General features: G+C 33.4%; 14 protein-coding genes. All 14 read left to right on the top strand.

The genetic code is table 11. The features are described from left to right. The first annotated feature begins 16 nt into the window (after positions 1-16). The 14 genes from FGM02_RS15310 (at position 17) to FGM02_RS15250 (ending at position 16,314) form a co-directional block, all read left to right on the top strand. Positions 17-586, top strand: coding sequence for a Crp/Fnr family transcriptional regulator (locus FGM02_RS15310; protein WP_139959370.1), 570 nt, complete (start codon positions 17-19; stop codon positions 584-586). 78 nt (positions 587-664) lie between these two features. Next, a complete protein-coding gene (locus FGM02_RS15305) occupies positions 665-2,032 on the top strand; it encodes a TolC family protein (RefSeq protein ID WP_139959369.1) in 1,368 nt (455 codons plus the stop codon). A gap of 25 nt (positions 2,033-2,057) precedes the next feature. Next, positions 2,058-3,014, top strand: coding sequence for an HlyD family secretion protein (locus tag FGM02_RS15300; protein ID WP_139959368.1), 957 nt, complete (start codon positions 2,058-2,060; stop codon positions 3,012-3,014). Between the two features lie 7 nt (positions 3,015-3,021). Next, complete coding sequence (locus FGM02_RS15295) at positions 3,022-4,200, top strand: ABC transporter permease (protein WP_139959367.1); 1,179 nt, start codon at positions 3,022-3,024, stop codon at positions 4,198-4,200. Between the two features lies 1 nt (position 4,201). Continuing rightward, a complete protein-coding gene (locus FGM02_RS15290) occupies positions 4,202-5,185 on the top strand; it encodes an alpha/beta hydrolase (protein ID WP_208021529.1) in 984 nt (327 codons plus the stop codon). Positions 5,186-5,255: 70 nt separating this feature from the next. Continuing rightward, positions 5,256-7,136 (top strand): DUF4153 domain-containing protein, encoded by a 1,881-nt coding sequence (locus FGM02_RS15285; RefSeq protein WP_139959366.1) that lies wholly within the window; start codon positions 5,256-5,258, stop codon positions 7,134-7,136. A 9-nt stretch (positions 7,137-7,145) separates the two neighbouring features. Continuing rightward, positions 7,146-8,099, top strand: a complete 954-nt coding sequence (locus tag FGM02_RS15280) for a hypothetical protein (RefSeq protein WP_139959365.1) — start codon at positions 7,146-7,148, stop codon at positions 8,097-8,099. Positions 8,100-8,163: 64 nt separating this feature from the next. Continuing rightward, on the top strand, positions 8,164-8,934 hold the full coding sequence (locus FGM02_RS15275) for a leucine-rich repeat domain-containing protein (protein WP_139959364.1): 771 nt from the start codon (positions 8,164-8,166) through the stop codon (positions 8,932-8,934). 123 nt (positions 8,935-9,057) lie between these two features. Continuing rightward, positions 9,058-12,729: a phosphoribosylformylglycinamidine synthase gene (gene purL, locus FGM02_RS15270; RefSeq protein ID WP_139959363.1), complete on the top strand. Its 3,672-nt coding sequence runs from the start codon at positions 9,058-9,060 to the stop codon at positions 12,727-12,729. 296 nt (positions 12,730-13,025) lie between these two features. After that, positions 13,026-13,370, top strand: coding sequence for an AAA family ATPase (locus FGM02_RS18225; protein ID WP_208021528.1), 345 nt, complete (start codon positions 13,026-13,028; stop codon positions 13,368-13,370). An 81-nt stretch (positions 13,371-13,451) separates the two neighbouring features. Beyond that, positions 13,452-15,044, top strand: a complete 1,593-nt coding sequence (locus tag FGM02_RS15265) for an ATP-dependent nuclease (RefSeq protein ID WP_208021527.1) — start codon at positions 13,452-13,454, stop codon at positions 15,042-15,044. 2 nt (positions 15,045-15,046) lie between these two features. After that, positions 15,047-15,526 (top strand): hypothetical protein, encoded by a 480-nt coding sequence (locus FGM02_RS15260; RefSeq protein ID WP_139959362.1) that lies wholly within the window; start codon positions 15,047-15,049, stop codon positions 15,524-15,526. Positions 15,527-15,682: 156 nt separating this feature from the next. Next, positions 15,683-16,063: a hypothetical protein gene (locus FGM02_RS15255; protein ID WP_139959361.1), complete on the top strand. Its 381-nt coding sequence runs from the start codon at positions 15,683-15,685 to the stop codon at positions 16,061-16,063. 5 nt (positions 16,064-16,068) lie between these two features. Then, a complete protein-coding gene (locus FGM02_RS15250) occupies positions 16,069-16,314 on the top strand; it encodes a hypothetical protein (RefSeq protein ID WP_139959360.1) in 246 nt (81 codons plus the stop codon). Positions 16,315-16,372 lie beyond the last annotated feature (58 nt).

Below are 16,372 nucleotides of genomic sequence, written 5' to 3'. Positions count from 1 at the left end.
CCTAAAAACACAATGTATGCTTACTGATTTTCTAATCGATTTAGTTCCCTTTACGCATGATGAGTTAAACGACATACTCTCTCATTTTGAAAAAGAACAGGTACAAAAAAATCAAATTTTAATAAAAGAAAGTCAGATTTCTACGAAATTGTATTTTGTTGAAAAAGGAATTGGAAGAAGTTATTACCTAAAGCAAGATGGCAAAGAAATAACACAATGGTTTTTTGATGCCGGTAATTTTATGTCGAGCGCTGATAGTTTTTTTCAACAAACGCCTAGCTTGTATTATTTAGAAGTTTTAGAAGATTCTATACTTTACAGTATTACTAAAGGAAAAATGGATGTGCTTTTAAACAAGTACCATAAAATGGAAAAACTGGCTAGGTTGATCTCTATTCAAATGTTGACCAAAATTGTCCATAAAGTAAACGCCATTCAATTTCAAACGGCGCGCGAGCGATACGACTATATGCTTACCGAATTTCCAAATATTTCACATCAAGTTCCCTTAGGACATATTGCTTCCTATCTTGGCATGACTCAAGAAACGCTCAGTCGGATTAGAAAGAATGAATTGCTAAAATAAATTTTCTTTTTGATATAAGTCAAATGAAATCAACCATTTCATTGAGACATTTGCATGGTAATACTAAAACGATTTACCATGCAAATAAAAAAATCTAACATACTTTTCATAACCTTTGTCTGTTTTGTTTGGGCTACAAGCACAGCACAACAATTAGATCCAATTCTTCAAGATTTAATTCACAAAGGAATCAACAAAAGTTACAGCTTACAAATAAATAATTTAGAGCGAAAGCAAACGGCAGTCGATCAAAAAATGGCTAAATCCATTTTTTTACCCAAAATTACCGTAAATGGTAGTTACACCAGATTAGATGACGACATTCGTTTTGATGATGACACACAAAACTTATTGATTGCCACACAAAAATTACTCATTAAGGAGGCCATTGGTATTCCCTTTAACGATCCTTTTCCAGAAAGCATACCCCTTACAGAGATTTCTAATTTGCAAAATAAAAATATTTTAAAAACCTCTATCGATTTAGACTGGGTGCTATTTAGCGGACAAGAAGCCAGTCATGCCCTAAAAGCAAGTAAGCACAAAGAAGCCTCTTTCAACTACCTTGGCATGGCCAAAAAAGATAAAATCGCAATTTCCATAATAGAAACCTATGACAAACTTGCATTGGTTTATGCTTCTAAACGGATACTAACAAGCTCTGAAAAACTTTTAAAGAAACAAGAATATTATGTAAAAAAAGCCATAGAAAATGGTTTGGCTACTCCTATCCATCGAAAAAAAATAGAACTTGCTCAACAGCAGCTAGCAGGAAAAGTTTTAGAATTCAACCAAAACAAAACCTTATTGATTGAGGTATTGTCTCAATTAACTGGAGAAAACAAAAACTATTTAAACACACTTCATCCCTCACTACATCCTTTTGCAATCAATGCAACTTTGGCTACAAAAAAGCGATACGAACTCAAAGCTTTAGAAGAAGCCGAAAAAGCGACGGACTACAAATCTAAAATGGAAAAAAGCAATTTTATACCAAAGTTGGCCATAAAAGGACATTATGAATTACTAGAAGATGATTTATCATTATTTGATCCAAAATGGTATGTGGGTGCTGGTATCAAATGGAATCTATTTGACGGAAATCAAGCTCACTTAAAAAGTAAAAAAACAAAATTGGAAAGTCGAAAGTACCAAGCACAAATAGCCGAAACAAATGAGCTCATTCATTTAAGTGTGATCAAAGCTCAGTTAAGCTACGAGTCCGCGCTTCAAAACACTCAAATTATTCAAAAAGAAATTGAACTTGCATACGACACCTACAAAATGATTGATAGACAGTATACAAATAATCTTGCCTCTATAAACGATGTGCTTGCTGCTTTAAACGACTTGGAAAAGGCCAATTTCAAACTTCAAAATTCTTACTTCAAACAACGAAAAGCCGTGACAGAATTACTTCACGCAAAAGGGATTCTTACCTATTAGTACAAACTCATAAAAATAAAAAACAATGAAATCATTCACAACCATATTTATACTCTGCACTGCCTTGGTTTTAAACTCTTGCGGAAACAATGAAGAAATTACAGCCTACAGAGGAAAAGTAAAATTTGAAACCATCGCCGTAAGTAGTAAAATTGCTGGGCGAATTGACAAACTCTATGTAAAAGAAGGACAAACAGCAAAAAAAGGAGACACCCTAGCCCTGCTCGACATTCCAGAAGTAAATGCAAAAATGATGCAAGTCGAAGGTGCCATAACTTCAGCAAAAGGGCAATTAAATATGGCCTTTAAAGGAGCTACCGTAGAACAGTTAGACCAACTTAACGGAAAAATTGATGCTGCCAATGCTCAATTAGAATTTGCTCAAAATTCGTACAAAAGAATAGAAGCCATGTATGTAGATTCTTTGGTAAGCATGCAACAATTTGATGAAATAAAGATGAAGCGAAACATGGCTCAGGCGCAAATAAATGCGCTACAGGCTAAAAAAGAAGAAATTAGCAAAAGTGTTAGAACCGAACAAATTGATCAAGCAAAAGGGCAGTTAGACAGAGCCCTTGGTGCTAAAGAAGAAATACGAATTGCGGCAAATGAAAAATATTTAGTTGCTGCGGCAGACATGACCATTGAAACCATCAGTTTAGAAGAAGGCGAATTGCTAACTCCAGGCTATACATTGATCAATGGCTATAAAAAAAACAGTCTGTACTTTCGATTTACAGTACCTGAATCTAAAATCTATGATTTTGAAGTGGGCAAAACATACACACTTGTAAATCCGTATACCCAAGAAGAAATAAACGGAAAAATTGAAGCCATCAATCAGCTTGCTCAGTATGCAGACATAAGTAGTACGGCTCCATTGTATGAATTGTCTCAATCTATTTATGAATTAAAGATACTACCTACTTCAGCTATTTCTAAGCAAAAATTTTATTTAAACGCCACCATTCTTATTAAATAGTCAGGCCATGAAAGAATTTTTAAAACTCGTCAAAATAGAATTCAAACGAATTTTCTCGAACAATGTGCTACTTGCCATTTTTATTGGAGCTCCTATATTTTATGGAATTTTATTTGGTTATGTATACAAACAAGCCAAAGTTTTGGATTTACCAATTGTAATTGTAGATCAAGACAAGAGCCCACTTAGCGATAAAATTATTGATGCTTTTAGAGACAATGAAGTATTGTTTGTTAGCAAAGTAAAGTACACACCTGGAAATATTTTAGCAGAAATGCCTAAAAATCAATACGCCGCCGTTGTTACTTTTCCAACAAATTTTGAAGCAGATATTCTTCAAAAAAGACATCCTGAAATTAGAGTAGACTTAGACATGGCAAACATACTGAATGCCAATACGGCAAGTAAAAACATTCAAGCAGTATTAATGACCCTAAATGCCGGAATTGAAATAGAAGGATTCAAAAAACAAGGATTCCATCCTTCTCAAGCCGCCGAGCGCTACGAAAGTTTTAAAATTAATTTTAACAAATTGTACAATTCAACAGGAAGCTATTCAACTTTTATGCTGCCTGGTTTGCTGGGGGCTATCATGCAACAAATTATTTTTTTAGCCATGGCGCTGGTTTTTGCCAGAGATTTTGAAGATGGTTATTTTGGAACACTTGTAAAAAAAAGCACTTCTTCTTTGTATCATATCGCACTAAAATCCACTCCATTTCTATTAATGATTCCAATTATGTGGGCTATTGTAAGTCTGTTTTTTCCCTATTTCAAAATCAATTTAAACATCTTCAATTTTCCAATGTTTGTGATAACAACCTTGCTAACCCTAGCTTCTATGTGTATTGGCATGTTATTTTCAATTGCAATTCCAAGTCAATTAAAAGCCACCGAACTGTTAATGGTTATTTCAACCCCAGCATTTGTACTTAGTGGTTTTACTTGGCCAAGTTTGGCTTTTCCAAATGCAATTACGAGCGTAGCTCAATACATCCCCTTGACACAGTTTTTAAGTGCTTTTAGAAAAATAGCATTTTATGGGGGCAATATTTCTTCTATCTCCGCTGAAATAAATATATTACTAGGAATTATTTTTGTCACTTTTACAGCATTAGTGCTATTGTTACAATATAAAATTTATAGCTTTCGTAAAAAACAAAAAAGCCCTTTAACCTCTAACTAAAATGAAGATGCAAGCGCCACAATTAAAAGAAATTTCCAATCCTGATTATTTACCCGATGTTCTTGGTGAAGGTTTTAGTAAGTTAAACTTGCCACTTGCAAGCGACTATGAAGGAGAGGCTATAGCCACCTTGATCAGACGAAAAGCAGAAAGCAATTCCTCCAAAGCCATTCTATACATTCATGGTTTTAATGATTATTTTTTCCAAAGCCAAATGGCGAAAAGATTCAATTTAAAAGGATTTAATTTTTATGCTTTAGATTTAAGAAAGTATGGCCGCTCTTATTTAAAGCATCAAAAATTAAACAATGTTCGTTCTTTATTAGAATATGATGAAGAAATAGAAACGGCTCTAACTATTATCAAATCGGAAAATAATACACAAGTCATTTTAAAAGGACATTCCAATGGAGGGCTTATTCTTACAAATTATGCGGAGCGCCATAAAAACAGCACTCTTTTTCATGGCATTATTTGTAACAGTCCGTTTTATGAATTTAATTTAAGTTTTTTGGAAAGGGAAATTGGCATTCCTTTTTTAGCATTTCTAGGGAAATACTTCCCAGATAGAACGATTCCTAGCGGATTTGCAAAAGAATATGGCTACAGCCTGCACAAAGATAAATATGGTGAATGGAACTATTCAACTACTTGGAAACCTTTTGAAACTCCCGATATAAACCTTGGCTTTATTCGCGCCATACATACCGCACAAAAAAACATACAAAACTCGCCTAGCCTACATGTACCCATACTTGTAATGCATAGCGATAAAACAATTTATGAAAAAAAATGGTCCGAAAAATTCACCCAAGCAGATGCGGTATTAAATGTAAATCACATTCGGAAGTATGCACAAAAAATAAAAGGACACCTAACAGTTTGTGAAATAGAAAATGGCCTTCATGATTTATTTCTTTCAAAAAAGAAAGTACGAGAAGAGGTTTATTCTAAGGTTTTTGAATGGATTGAAAACAATATATAGCCAGTTTTAAGTAAAGTGTGAACAAGGTGAAGAAACTTTTATACCTTTAGCTTTTCAAAAAAGAACTGCTATGAAACTTCCTTCTCTAAAAAATTTATTTACTCAAACCAAAACTACCTTTTTAAGGTTTCCTTTAAGCATACTGGCAGCCGTTGTTGGAACAGCTATTAGCATTTATTTGTTTGAGAACGAAAAAGAGATTGACAATGCATTTCCCTACATCAATTTATTACTGACTGCCGCACTTGGTATTCCTTTGTTTTTCTGTGTTTCTGTTTACAATTCTTTTGAAAAAACAGCCTCCTTAAAAAAGAAATTGTTTTACGGCCTAGCCCTCCTCCTTCTCATCGCTATTTATTTTTCCTTACCCAATTCCGAATTCAACAACAATACGCGTATTCCTTATATTCGCTATAGTATTTACAATATCATCATTCATTTATTAGTTTCCTTTGTTCCTTATTGGAAAACCACAAAACTGAACGGTTTTTGGAACTACAACAAAATGTTATTTATTCGGGTTTGGACAGCCATACTCTATTCTGGATTTTTATATTTAGGTTTGGTCATGGCACTTTTTGCCGTTGACAAATTATTTACCATAGACCTACATGAAAAATTATATTTCGACATTTATATTTTCATTGCGGGTGTTTTTAATACGTGGTTTTTCTTAGGCGGAATACCGACAGATTTAAATTCTTTGGAAGAACAAAAAACCTATCCCAAAGGATTGAAAGTATTTACGCAATTTATTTTATTGCCCTTATTGATTCTTTATTTGTCCATTTTATATGTTTATGGAATCAAAATTATTGCTAATTGGGACTGGCCAAAAGGCATCGTTTCCTATCTAATTTCAGGAGTTTCTATACTGGGAATTTTAGCAATTCTATTAATTTACCCTTTTAGCAATTCCAAAGAAAATTCTTGGATCAAACAATTCTCAAAAATCTACTACTATATTTTAGTGCCCTTAGTCGCGCTATTATTTCTCGCTATTTTTATGCGAATCAATCAGTATGGCATCACTATTAACCGTTATATAATTGTTTTATTAGGCATTTGGCTTAGTATTATTTGTGTTTATTTTTCTGTTGGAAAAAGCAATATCAAATTTATTCCCACTTCCCTAGCCTTGCTCTTGGCACTCTCTTCTTTTGGCCCCTGGGGAATGTTTAGCGTTAGTGAAAAACACCAATCCAAACGACTCCTCAATTTATTAGAAACCTATAAAATTACCACAAACGGAAAAGTCACGAATGAAGTTCTTTGGATTACGGATAGTCTTCCAAAACTACATGCCAAAAAATTAAAAATCAACCAGCACTTAGTTTCCGATTCTATTCACAATGAAATTTATTCTATTGTAGATTATTTAAACGACAACCATGGGTACAAAAGCATGGCGCCAATTTTTCATCAAAATATAGATTCCCTAATTCGTATTGCCAAAACAGGTGAAAGGCATGTCAACGAAAAAACCATGTATATGAAAAGTTTGGGGCTTCAATCTGGAAGAATTTATAAAAACAATTGGAATTCAAAGGAAGATTTTCGATTTTCAACAAGAGACTTAGATTATACAGATATTTCAGAATATGCTATTTTGATTAACAACCGTTATTACAACAAAAACTCCGACACCAAGCGGTATTATGTGCAAGGATTTACCTATTGTACAGACCGCATTGATCCTTTTGAAAAAATATTGACCCTTCATACAAAAAAAGAAACCATCGATTTTGATTTAAAGCCCTTATCTACTAGTTTAATTGAGCAATTTGGCGAAAAAACGAACATACAACTCAACAAAAAAAGATTGACCCTCTATAAAAACGCAGCAACTGTTAATGTAAAACTTGAAATTAGCAATATGCGCTTTGAAAAAGAAAAGGACTCTTTGTTCCTAACGGCATTCAATACAAAAATATTTATAAAAGAAAAATAAAAACCACTCGTGATCCACAAATTCCTTTTTTTTAGCTCTTTATTTTTACTCGCAACTTTCAGTAGTTTCGGACAAAAACTAAATGTCAATGGCGGTATTTTACTGAGCTCTAAAATTACTTTAGGCAATCAGAACCAAGGCGTAAAATTTGGTGTTTTTGCATTTGGAACTGCCAACTACAAAGGAGTGGCTGCTGAAAGTGGTATTTCTTTTTCTATTTCTCAACTGCTTAAAAGACATACTTTAAAAACAAAAGGCAAAAGTTATGGTTATGAGGTTTTCGGACTTATAGGGTCAGGGAACAATAGCAATTTAATAGGTTCTTCTGTTGCAACCACCAACACTACGTTCCTGTACGATTTCAAAGAAACCTCAACTTTTAAAGGCCTTGGTTTTGGTTTTGAAAAAGAAATTTTACCGGGGAATTTAAAAATTTATAACAACCGAAGAGGGAAATTTTTAGTGCGTTATGCTAAAAACAACTTCAACCTACATTTGGCTTTTTTAAATGATTTTAAGGCTGGTAAAATTATGTATGGCGAAGGCACCGATTATGGTGAAACAGGCACCTTGCTTGTAGGATTTTCAAAAGCGCAAAATTTCTCAGAATTGTATCAAGTTGGGTTCGGACTTAGCTTATTTACGCCACAAGCCAATTATGGAAAACTACCAAGAAATAAAAGAAATTCGGAGGAAGGACGTAAAAATGTTTGGTTTACAAATACCGATTACCCAGAAACTTTTTATGCCAATGCCTATGCTTTTGGAACTTACCAAACTGATTTTTATTCGCTACATACAAAACTAGGTAGCAACAGTCAAAAAATGGGCGCCTATATCCAAAATAAATTACACGACGGTTTTGGTCTAAATCCACGATATCCTTGGCATACCGACAAAAAAGACAAATTGTATATAGAAATTCAAGCCGACCTATTTTATAAAACAACCCACAATGAATAGCTTTCGATTTAGTATATATGGCCTCCTACTTTTGTTGCTTGCAAATTGCGCAAACACTTCTTCTTTGAAAAAAGACAAAGCCTTGACAATCGTAAATTTTAGCAAGCAAACAGAACTAGACCTAGAATTTGAACTGCAAAACATTCCACATCCTGAAAAAGTAGAAATCTTACTTTTAGATAGTTTACAGCTAAAAACCTTGCCTAAAAACTGTGTTCTATTTAAAAACCTAAAACACATTTCCTTGGCATACAATCCAAATTTAGATTTTAACAACGCGTTTGAGCTTCTAAAAAACCTACCCTTAGAATTCTTAAACTTAAAAGGAAATGATTTAAAAATACTGCCTAAAAACATTGCTAAATTACAAAGCATAACCGATTTAAATATAGCCTATAACAAACTACAAAACGAGGTAAATTATACACGATTGGCAGCTTTAAAAAATTTATCAGAACTTTGGTTAGATCATAATGAATTGTATGAAGTCCCAAAAACGATTGGAAAATTAGACCAGATAATTCGTTTGTATATCGACAATAATTTCCTCACCACTTTGGCTCCAGAAATGAAAAACATGAAAAAATTACGTGTTTTACATGCAGGCTTTAACCAACTCAATTCCTTTCCTGAAGTTTTTATAGAAATGCCTGGTTTAATATTGGCACATCTAAACAACAATCGCATTCAATCCTTTCCTAAAATTTACGAAACAAAAAAATACAGCCTAAAAGGTTTGATCTTAGACAATAACCCCATTCCTAAAGAAGAAATTGATTGGGCAAAAAAAGAATTTAGCGCTTTCTTTTTGCTCTCCTTTCAGCAGAAAAAATAATTTTTTATTAGCAATGCATTGTTTAAAACTTTTGACTTTCTAAACTGTGCCATTTGGCTCATTTTATGTAAATTTGTGCTTTTAAAAATCTAAGCAATAAACGCTTAAAACATTTTAGACTAGATGATTTTATTCTTTCAACGCAATACCACTGTATTTGCTGTACAAACACAAGAACTTTCTTCAGAAAACATTCAAAAATTAGTGTGGCTTTTTGGAAATGCAAACCAAATTAACGAGCCTTCTTTGGAAGGATTTTTCACGGGTCCAAGAAAAGAAATGATTACTCCATGGAGTACCAATGCGGTTGAAATTACGCAAAACATGAGTGTCGAAGGAATTATTCGTATTGAAGAATTTACAAAAGTAGATTCAGAAGATGCGACCATTGACCCAATGTTACAGGTATTGTACACAGGATTAAATCAAGATATTTTCACCATCAATACCAAACCTCAAGCGGTTTTAGCCATTGAAGATATTGAAGCATTCAACCAACAAGAAGGACTTTCTTTAAGTGAAGAAGAAGTTGCTTACTTGGAAGGAATGTCTGAAAAAATTGGAAGAAAATTAACAGATTCTGAAGTATTTGGTTTTTCACAAATCAACTCAGAACACTGTAGACATAAAATATTTAACGGAACGTTCGTTATTGATGGAGAAGAAAAAGACATCTCTCTTTTCAAAATGATTCGTAAAACTTCAGAAGCACATCCTAACGGAATTGTTTCTGCTTACAAAGACAATGTGGCTTTTGTAAAAGGACCTCAAGTAGAGCAATTTGCACCAAAGTCTTCAGACAAGCCCGATTTTTACGAAACAAAAGAATACGAATCTGTAATTTCATTAAAAGCAGAAACGCACAATTTCCCAACAACTGTAGAGCCTTTTAACGGTGCTGCTACTGGTTCAGGTGGAGAAATTAGAGACCGTTTGGCTGGTGGTAAAGGTTCTTTGCCTTTGGCTGGAACTGCGGTTTACATGACTTCTTATTCTCGTTTGTCGCAAAACAGACCTTGGGAAACCATGGACGAAAGAGAATGGTTGTACCAAACTCCTATGGATATTTTAATCAAAGCGTCTAACGGTGCTTCTGATTTTGGAAATAAATTTGGACAACCTTTAATTTCTGGTTCTTTGTTAACTTTTGAGGCAGACGAATCTGCAACAAGCTCTAACTCTTTACGTAAGTTAGGATTTGACAAAGTGATCATGCAAGCCGGTGGTATCGGGTATGGTAAAAGAGAGCAAGCTTTAAAAGACACCCCTCAAAAAGGAGATAAAATTGTAATTTTAGGTGGTGACAACTACAGAATTGGTATGGGTGGTGCTGCGGTATCCTCTGCGGATACAGGTGGAATGGACAGCCAAATTGAATTAAATGCGGTACAACGTTCTAATCCAGAAATGCAAAAGCGTGCTGCCAATGCGGTTCGTGGAATGGTAGAAAGTGACATCAACCCTATTGTATCTATTCATGATCATGGTGCAGGTGGACACTTAAACTGTCTTTCTGAATTGGTAGAAGATACAGGTGGAAAAATTGACTTGGATAAATTACCTGTGGGAGATCCAACTTTATCGGCTAAGGAAATTATTGGTAACGAATCGCAAGAAAGAATGGGATTGGTTATTAATGAAGAAAATGTAGCTTATTTAAAACGTGTTGCCGACAGAGAACGTTCTCCTATGTACACCGTTGGTGAAGTTACTGGCGATGATCAATTCACTTTCCAGTCTGCTACTACAGGTGAAAAACCAATGGACTTGTCGATGAATGATATGTTTGGAAGTTCTCCAAAAACAATCTTAACCGACAAAACAATCAAAAGAAATTACGCAGCTTTAAGCTACGAAACTGAAAATATTCACGATTACCTTGAAAACGTTTTACAATTAGAAGCCGTTGCTTGTAAAGACTGGTTGACAAATAAAGTTGACCGTTGTGTGGGTGGTAAAGTTGCCAAACAACAAACTGCCGGACCTTTGCAATTGCCTTTGAATGATGTAGCTGTCATGGCTTTAGACTTTAAAGGAAAAGAAGGTATTGCCACAAGTATTGGACATGCTCCTGTAGCTAGTTTAATTGACGAAGTTGCGGGTTCTCGTAATGCCATTGCAGAATCTTTAACCAATTTGGTATGGGCGCCTTTGGAAGATAATTTAGACTCTGTGTCTTTATCTGCCAACTGGATGTGGCCTTGTAAAAATGAAGGTGAAGATGCGCGTTTGTACAATGCGGTAGAAGCGGTTTCAAACTTTGCTATTGAATTAGGTATCAATATTCCTACAGGAAAAGATTCTTTATCTATGAAGCAAAAATATCCGAATGAGGATGTCATTGCTCCGGGTACCGTAATTATTTCTGCTGCGGGTCATTGCAACGACATTACCAAAGTAGTTGAGCCTGTTTTCCAAAAAAGTGCTCAAAACAAAATATATTATATCGATTTATCAAATGATGCTTTCAAATTAGGAGGTTCATCATTTGCACAAGCGGTTGCAGGAATCGGAAACGAAAGTCCTACCATTGCAGATTCAGCTAAATTTAAAACGGGCTTTAATACAATTCAAAAATTAATTAAAGAAGGTAGAATTTTAGCCGGGCATGATATTTCTGCGGGTGGTATGATTACAACCCTATTAGAAATGTGTTTCTCACAAGAAATGGTGGGGGCAAAAATTGATATTTCTGCTTTAGGTGAAGCAGATACCATCAAAGCTTTGTTTGCTGAAAATAGTGGTGTTATTATTCAATCTGCTGATGAAGCCATTGAAACCATATTAATTGCAAACGATGTAAAGTTTACCGTATTAGGAAACGCTGTTAGAAGTAGTGAGGTTACCGTAATCAACGGTGAAGAAACACACGAATTTAACGTTGCTTATTTACGTGATATCTGGTTTGGGACTTCTTATTTATTAGACAACAAACAAACAGCAAACGGATTGGCTACAGCTCGTTTCAACAATTACAAAGAACAAGCCTTAAAATTTAATTTCCCTGCTGGTTTTGAAGGAAAACTTCCTGTATTGGATGCGAGTCAACCAAGACCAAAAGCGGCTATTATTCGTGAAAAAGGATCGAATTCTGAAAGAGAAATGGCCAATGCCATGTACCTTGCAGGTTTTGATGTAAAAGACGTACATATGACCGATTTAATTTCTGGTCGTGAAAACCTAGAAGACATTCAATTTATTGGAGCCGTTGGTGGTTTCTCTAATTCTGATGTTTTAGGTTCTGCCAAAGGTTGGGCAGGTGCTTTCTTATACAATGAAAAAGCAAAAACGGCTTTGGAAAATTTCTTTAAAAGAGACGATACTTTGTCTATTGGTATTTGTAACGGTTGTCAGTTATTTGTGGAATTAGGATTGATCAATCCTGACCATGAAGACAAACCTAAAATGTTACACAACGATTCTAACAAACACGAAAGTAACTTTACCTCTGTAACGATTGAAGAAAACAACTCGGTGATGTTAAACAGCTTGGCTGGTTCTACATTAGGCGTGTGGATTTCGCATGGAGAAGGAAAGTTTAGTTTACCTTATGCAGAAGACCAATACGGAATTGTTGCCAAATACGGATACGATGCCTATCCAGCAAATCCTAATGGCTCTGATTATAACACAGCCATGATGACTTCAAAAGACGGTCGTCACTTGGTAATGATGCCTCATATTGAGCGTTCTATTTTCCAATGGAATTGGGCTAATTATCCTGTAGGACGTAAAGACGAAGTTTCTCCTTGGTTGGAAGCTTTTACAAATGCTAAAAACTGGTTGACGAAGTAAGAAGTTGGTAGTTGGTAGTTGGTAGTTGGTCAAATGACCAAACTAATCTCCGTTTGATTGATTTTATGAAATGAAAATGGAATAAAATAGTATCAAGAACATATATGTAAAATCCCTCAAGAATTTCTTGAGGGATTTTTTTGTTGCTACTGTTTAAAACTTTGCTTTTTTGTGCATAACTACCCCTTTTATCCATATATAAAATAGTTACCTTTATAAAAAATTTGCTTCCTCGTTTATCTTAATAAGGTATCGTTATCCGGAAGTTACCTGCAAGCTCAAAAAAAATAGAGAATATGAAATTAATCAAAGCAAGAATCCAAAATTATCGAAGTATAATTGATACTGGAGAATTTGAAGTTGAAGACTTAAAAACAATTATGGTAGGTCCGAATGAAGCAGGAAAAACTGTAATTTTAAAAGCACTTCAACAGTTAAGTAAACCTGATGATGTTGCTGGATTTGATGCTTTAAGAGATTATCCTCGTTCAAAGTATAATGATATTACTTCTAAGAAAGTTTCTGTCGAGGATGTTACAGTAGTAACAGGTTGGTTTAAATTGGACGAAGATGATATAAAATTAATACCTAAAGAATTTCAAGATTGCATTTATAAACGATATAAAAATATTGATAATTAAATTTATCACTCTCTTGAAAATGCTCCTTCTAAAATTTATTTCAAAGACGTTAGAAATGACTTAACAAGGTTAATTGCACATTTGGATAAACAATATTCTATTGAAAATCCAAACGAAGAAACAAAAAAGCCTAGCATACTCATTAACAGTATTAATAAAACTTGGAGTGATTATACTATCATTTCAGGAGATAACTCTACAAAACTAATTACTTTTTTAGAAAGTAATTTTGCTTTAATTGACGAAGACAATTCTAAAGAAGAAGAAAGATATGAAAAGTTAAAAAAATTAGCTGAATTTAATGGAGAAATTGATAAAGTTTTAAAAACTCTTGCCGCTAGAAAACCTGTATTTATCTTATTTAATAATTATTTTAAAGTTAAACCTTCTGTTCACTTAGAGCATTTAGCAAAAAGAACAGAACAAAATTTATTAGATGATGATTATTACGATTACGGGAATCTATGCCTTTTAAAGCTGTTAGGTTTTACTGCGAGAGAACTATCTGACTTAGGAAATACGCTAAGTCCAAACATTAATGATACTGAAGCTTTAAAAGAATACAAAGATAAACTTGATAGTAGAAGTTATCAATTAAATGCAGCAAGTGTAAGACTTACAGAAGAAATCCGAACAGTTTGGATGCCTAATCCTGACAGACCAGAAGCTGACAAATTAAAAGTAACAGCTGATGGTCAATATTTAAAAGTTGTCGTAGAGGATGATATTGGTGTTGATATAGAATTAGATCAACGTTCTGAAGGATTTCAATGGCTTGTTTCTTTTTTTGTAGTCTTCTTTGCTGAAGCAATGGATAAACATAAAAATGCAATTCTTCTTCTTGATGAGCCAGGAATGAGTCTACACGGGTTAAAGCAAAGAGATTTTCGTGATACTATTTCTAGACTTGCAGAAAATAACCAAACAATATACTCAACTCATTCTCCATTTTTAGTCGGTCCAGACGAACTAGATATTGTTAAGGTAGTTGAAATGAAAAATAGAAAAGAAGGAACAAAAGTTCATACCACTATTTCTTCAAGTGACCCTGCGGGGCTATTACCATTGCAAGAAGCTCTAGGTTATGACCTAGCACAAAGTCTTTTTTCTCAACAACGAAATTTAATTCTTGAAGGAATTACTGATTATTGGTACTTAGATGCTACATCTCAATTACTAAGAGAGTCTAAATACGAAAAACTTAATGATAAAATTGCATTAGTTTTTGCAAATTCAGCAGGTAAAGTTGTCTATTATGCAACCATTTTATTTGCTCATAACTTAAAAGTAGCTGCATTATTAGATTCTGATTCAGCTGGTGACCAAGCTGCACAACAAGAGAATTTAGTCCACACTTTAGGAAATAAAAATATTCTTAGAACAAAAGATTATGTTGAAAATGTACAGAAAGCAGAAATAGAAGACCTTCTTCGTGAAACACTTATTGAAATTGTAAAAACTGAATACAATACAGATTGCAAAAAAATATCTGATGAACAACCAAACAGACCTATTATTGATATTTTCGCTAAAGAAGTTAAAGATTTCTCAAAATATCATTTAGCAAAAAAATACATTAAATGGACTAGGGAACACGAAGCTAAAGACCTTAACTCATTAGAACTTACTAATTGGAAAAAACTAATTGTTACTATCAATAAAGTTTTAAAATAACTATGTCTGATTTTTTCACACCGTCAATTATAGCTTCTATTACAGCTCTTTGCGTTTCATTTATTACTTTATTTCAATTCTTTAAAAATCAAAGATTTCAACAAAAACAATTTGACAAAAATTTAAATCGAACTCTTACGAACAAGCTGTATGATTTAAGGCTTGAACATTATCCCGCAGCTTACGAAATAACAGATTTGATTCACAAGAAAAAGGGTGGTAATTATGATGTAAATCAAATTAAAGAAGTACTTGAAAAATTAATAGAATGGAAAAAAGGAATTGTGAATTTAATTATTTCAGTTGAATCTAGAGATAGTTATTATGTTTTAAGAGATGTTCTTATGAAAAATCCTGCTCATCAAGAATCATTCTCTAAAGAACAAATTGAAAAAATATTCAATGCTAATAAATCTTTTAGAAAGCAATTAAGAAGAGATTTAGGATTTATGTATCGTGAAGAACGATTGAGAAGAAAATAAAAAAGCCAGCAGGTAACAATGTATATAAAAAATAGGCGAAATATCATTAAATTAAGAAGTTTAAGCTCTTATCAAACTAAGTTCTTAACGGAAAGTTTGGTACTTCGTAATCGCCTACTTTTCATATACTAACCGTTGGGTAATTAAAAAATAAAGATGAAAATTAAATTTAAACCTTCAAATTCGAATTTTCAGAAGGAGTTAAACTTAAAAGTTTCAACTATTCTGACTGATCAAGTACTAGAGAAAAGCAAACGTATTTTGAGAGCAAAATTCTTCTTCTATTTTTTCATGTTTATTGGTCTATATAGTATGTTATTTACCAATTTAATTTCAAAAAATTTTCCTTTAGTAATATTAACTTATACATTACTTGGACTTTCTGGAATTTTACTTGCTTTTAATGCTTCCCATGATGCTGTTCACGAATCCTTATTCACCAATAAGAAACTTAATGCAATAACACATTTTAAATATTTGAAAAATTTAGGAAACAAAAAAGCCCACAACAAAAAACTTAAACAAACACACCCTTAGCAAAAATGATTATAGAACAAGAGCAAAAATTTAAAGAAGTCCTTTCTCAAATAGAAGGAACCCTTAATGAACAAACTTTTTTTAACAAGTTCTTAGAATTGTTTCCAGACGTTTGGAAAAAACATAAAATTGCGTTTTCTAAATTTAACAGAAGTAAACAATTTGGACAAACCATTCCCTTACCCAAACCGGAAGTTTCTTTAAGAAAAGAAATTAGAGCTTGGCTAAAAAAACAACAAAACGAGTCATAAAAACTTATTGCTACAAACTCGTAAAATAAATTTACAGATCCTTAGATAGAAACAGATT

Source organism: Flavicella sediminum (genome assembly GCF_006381105.1).
Taxonomy (GTDB): domain Bacteria; phylum Bacteroidota; class Bacteroidia; order Flavobacteriales; family Flavobacteriaceae; genus Flavicella; species Flavicella sediminum.
Note: the sequence above shows the minus strand (reverse complement) of the source record. Positions and strands in the feature narration are given on the sequence as shown.

Coding starts and splice junctions, on each gene's coding strand:
- FGM02_RS15285 (WP_139959366.1), top strand. CDS start 5,256: ATGAAACTTCCTTCTCTAAAAAATTTATTTACTCAAACCAAAACTACC.
- purL (WP_139959363.1), top strand. CDS start 9,058: ATGATTTTATTCTTTCAACGCAATACCACTGTATTTGCTGTACAAACA.
- FGM02_RS15255 (WP_139959361.1), top strand. CDS start 15,683: ATGAAAATTAAATTTAAACCTTCAAATTCGAATTTTCAGAAGGAGTTA.
- FGM02_RS15300 (WP_139959368.1), top strand. CDS start 2,058: ATGAAATCATTCACAACCATATTTATACTCTGCACTGCCTTGGTTTTA.
- FGM02_RS18225 (WP_208021528.1), top strand. CDS start 13,026: ATGAAATTAATCAAAGCAAGAATCCAAAATTATCGAAGTATAATTGAT.
- FGM02_RS15260 (WP_139959362.1), top strand. CDS start 15,047: ATGTCTGATTTTTTCACACCGTCAATTATAGCTTCTATTACAGCTCTT.
- FGM02_RS15310 (WP_139959370.1), top strand. CDS start 17: ATGCTTACTGATTTTCTAATCGATTTAGTTCCCTTTACGCATGATGAG.
- FGM02_RS15290 (WP_208021529.1), top strand. CDS start 4,202: ATGAAGATGCAAGCGCCACAATTAAAAGAAATTTCCAATCCTGATTAT.
- FGM02_RS15250 (WP_139959360.1), top strand. CDS start 16,069: ATGATTATAGAACAAGAGCAAAAATTTAAAGAAGTCCTTTCTCAAATA.
- FGM02_RS15295 (WP_139959367.1), top strand. CDS start 3,022: ATGAAAGAATTTTTAAAACTCGTCAAAATAGAATTCAAACGAATTTTC.
- FGM02_RS15305 (WP_139959369.1), top strand. CDS start 665: ATGCAAATAAAAAAATCTAACATACTTTTCATAACCTTTGTCTGTTTT.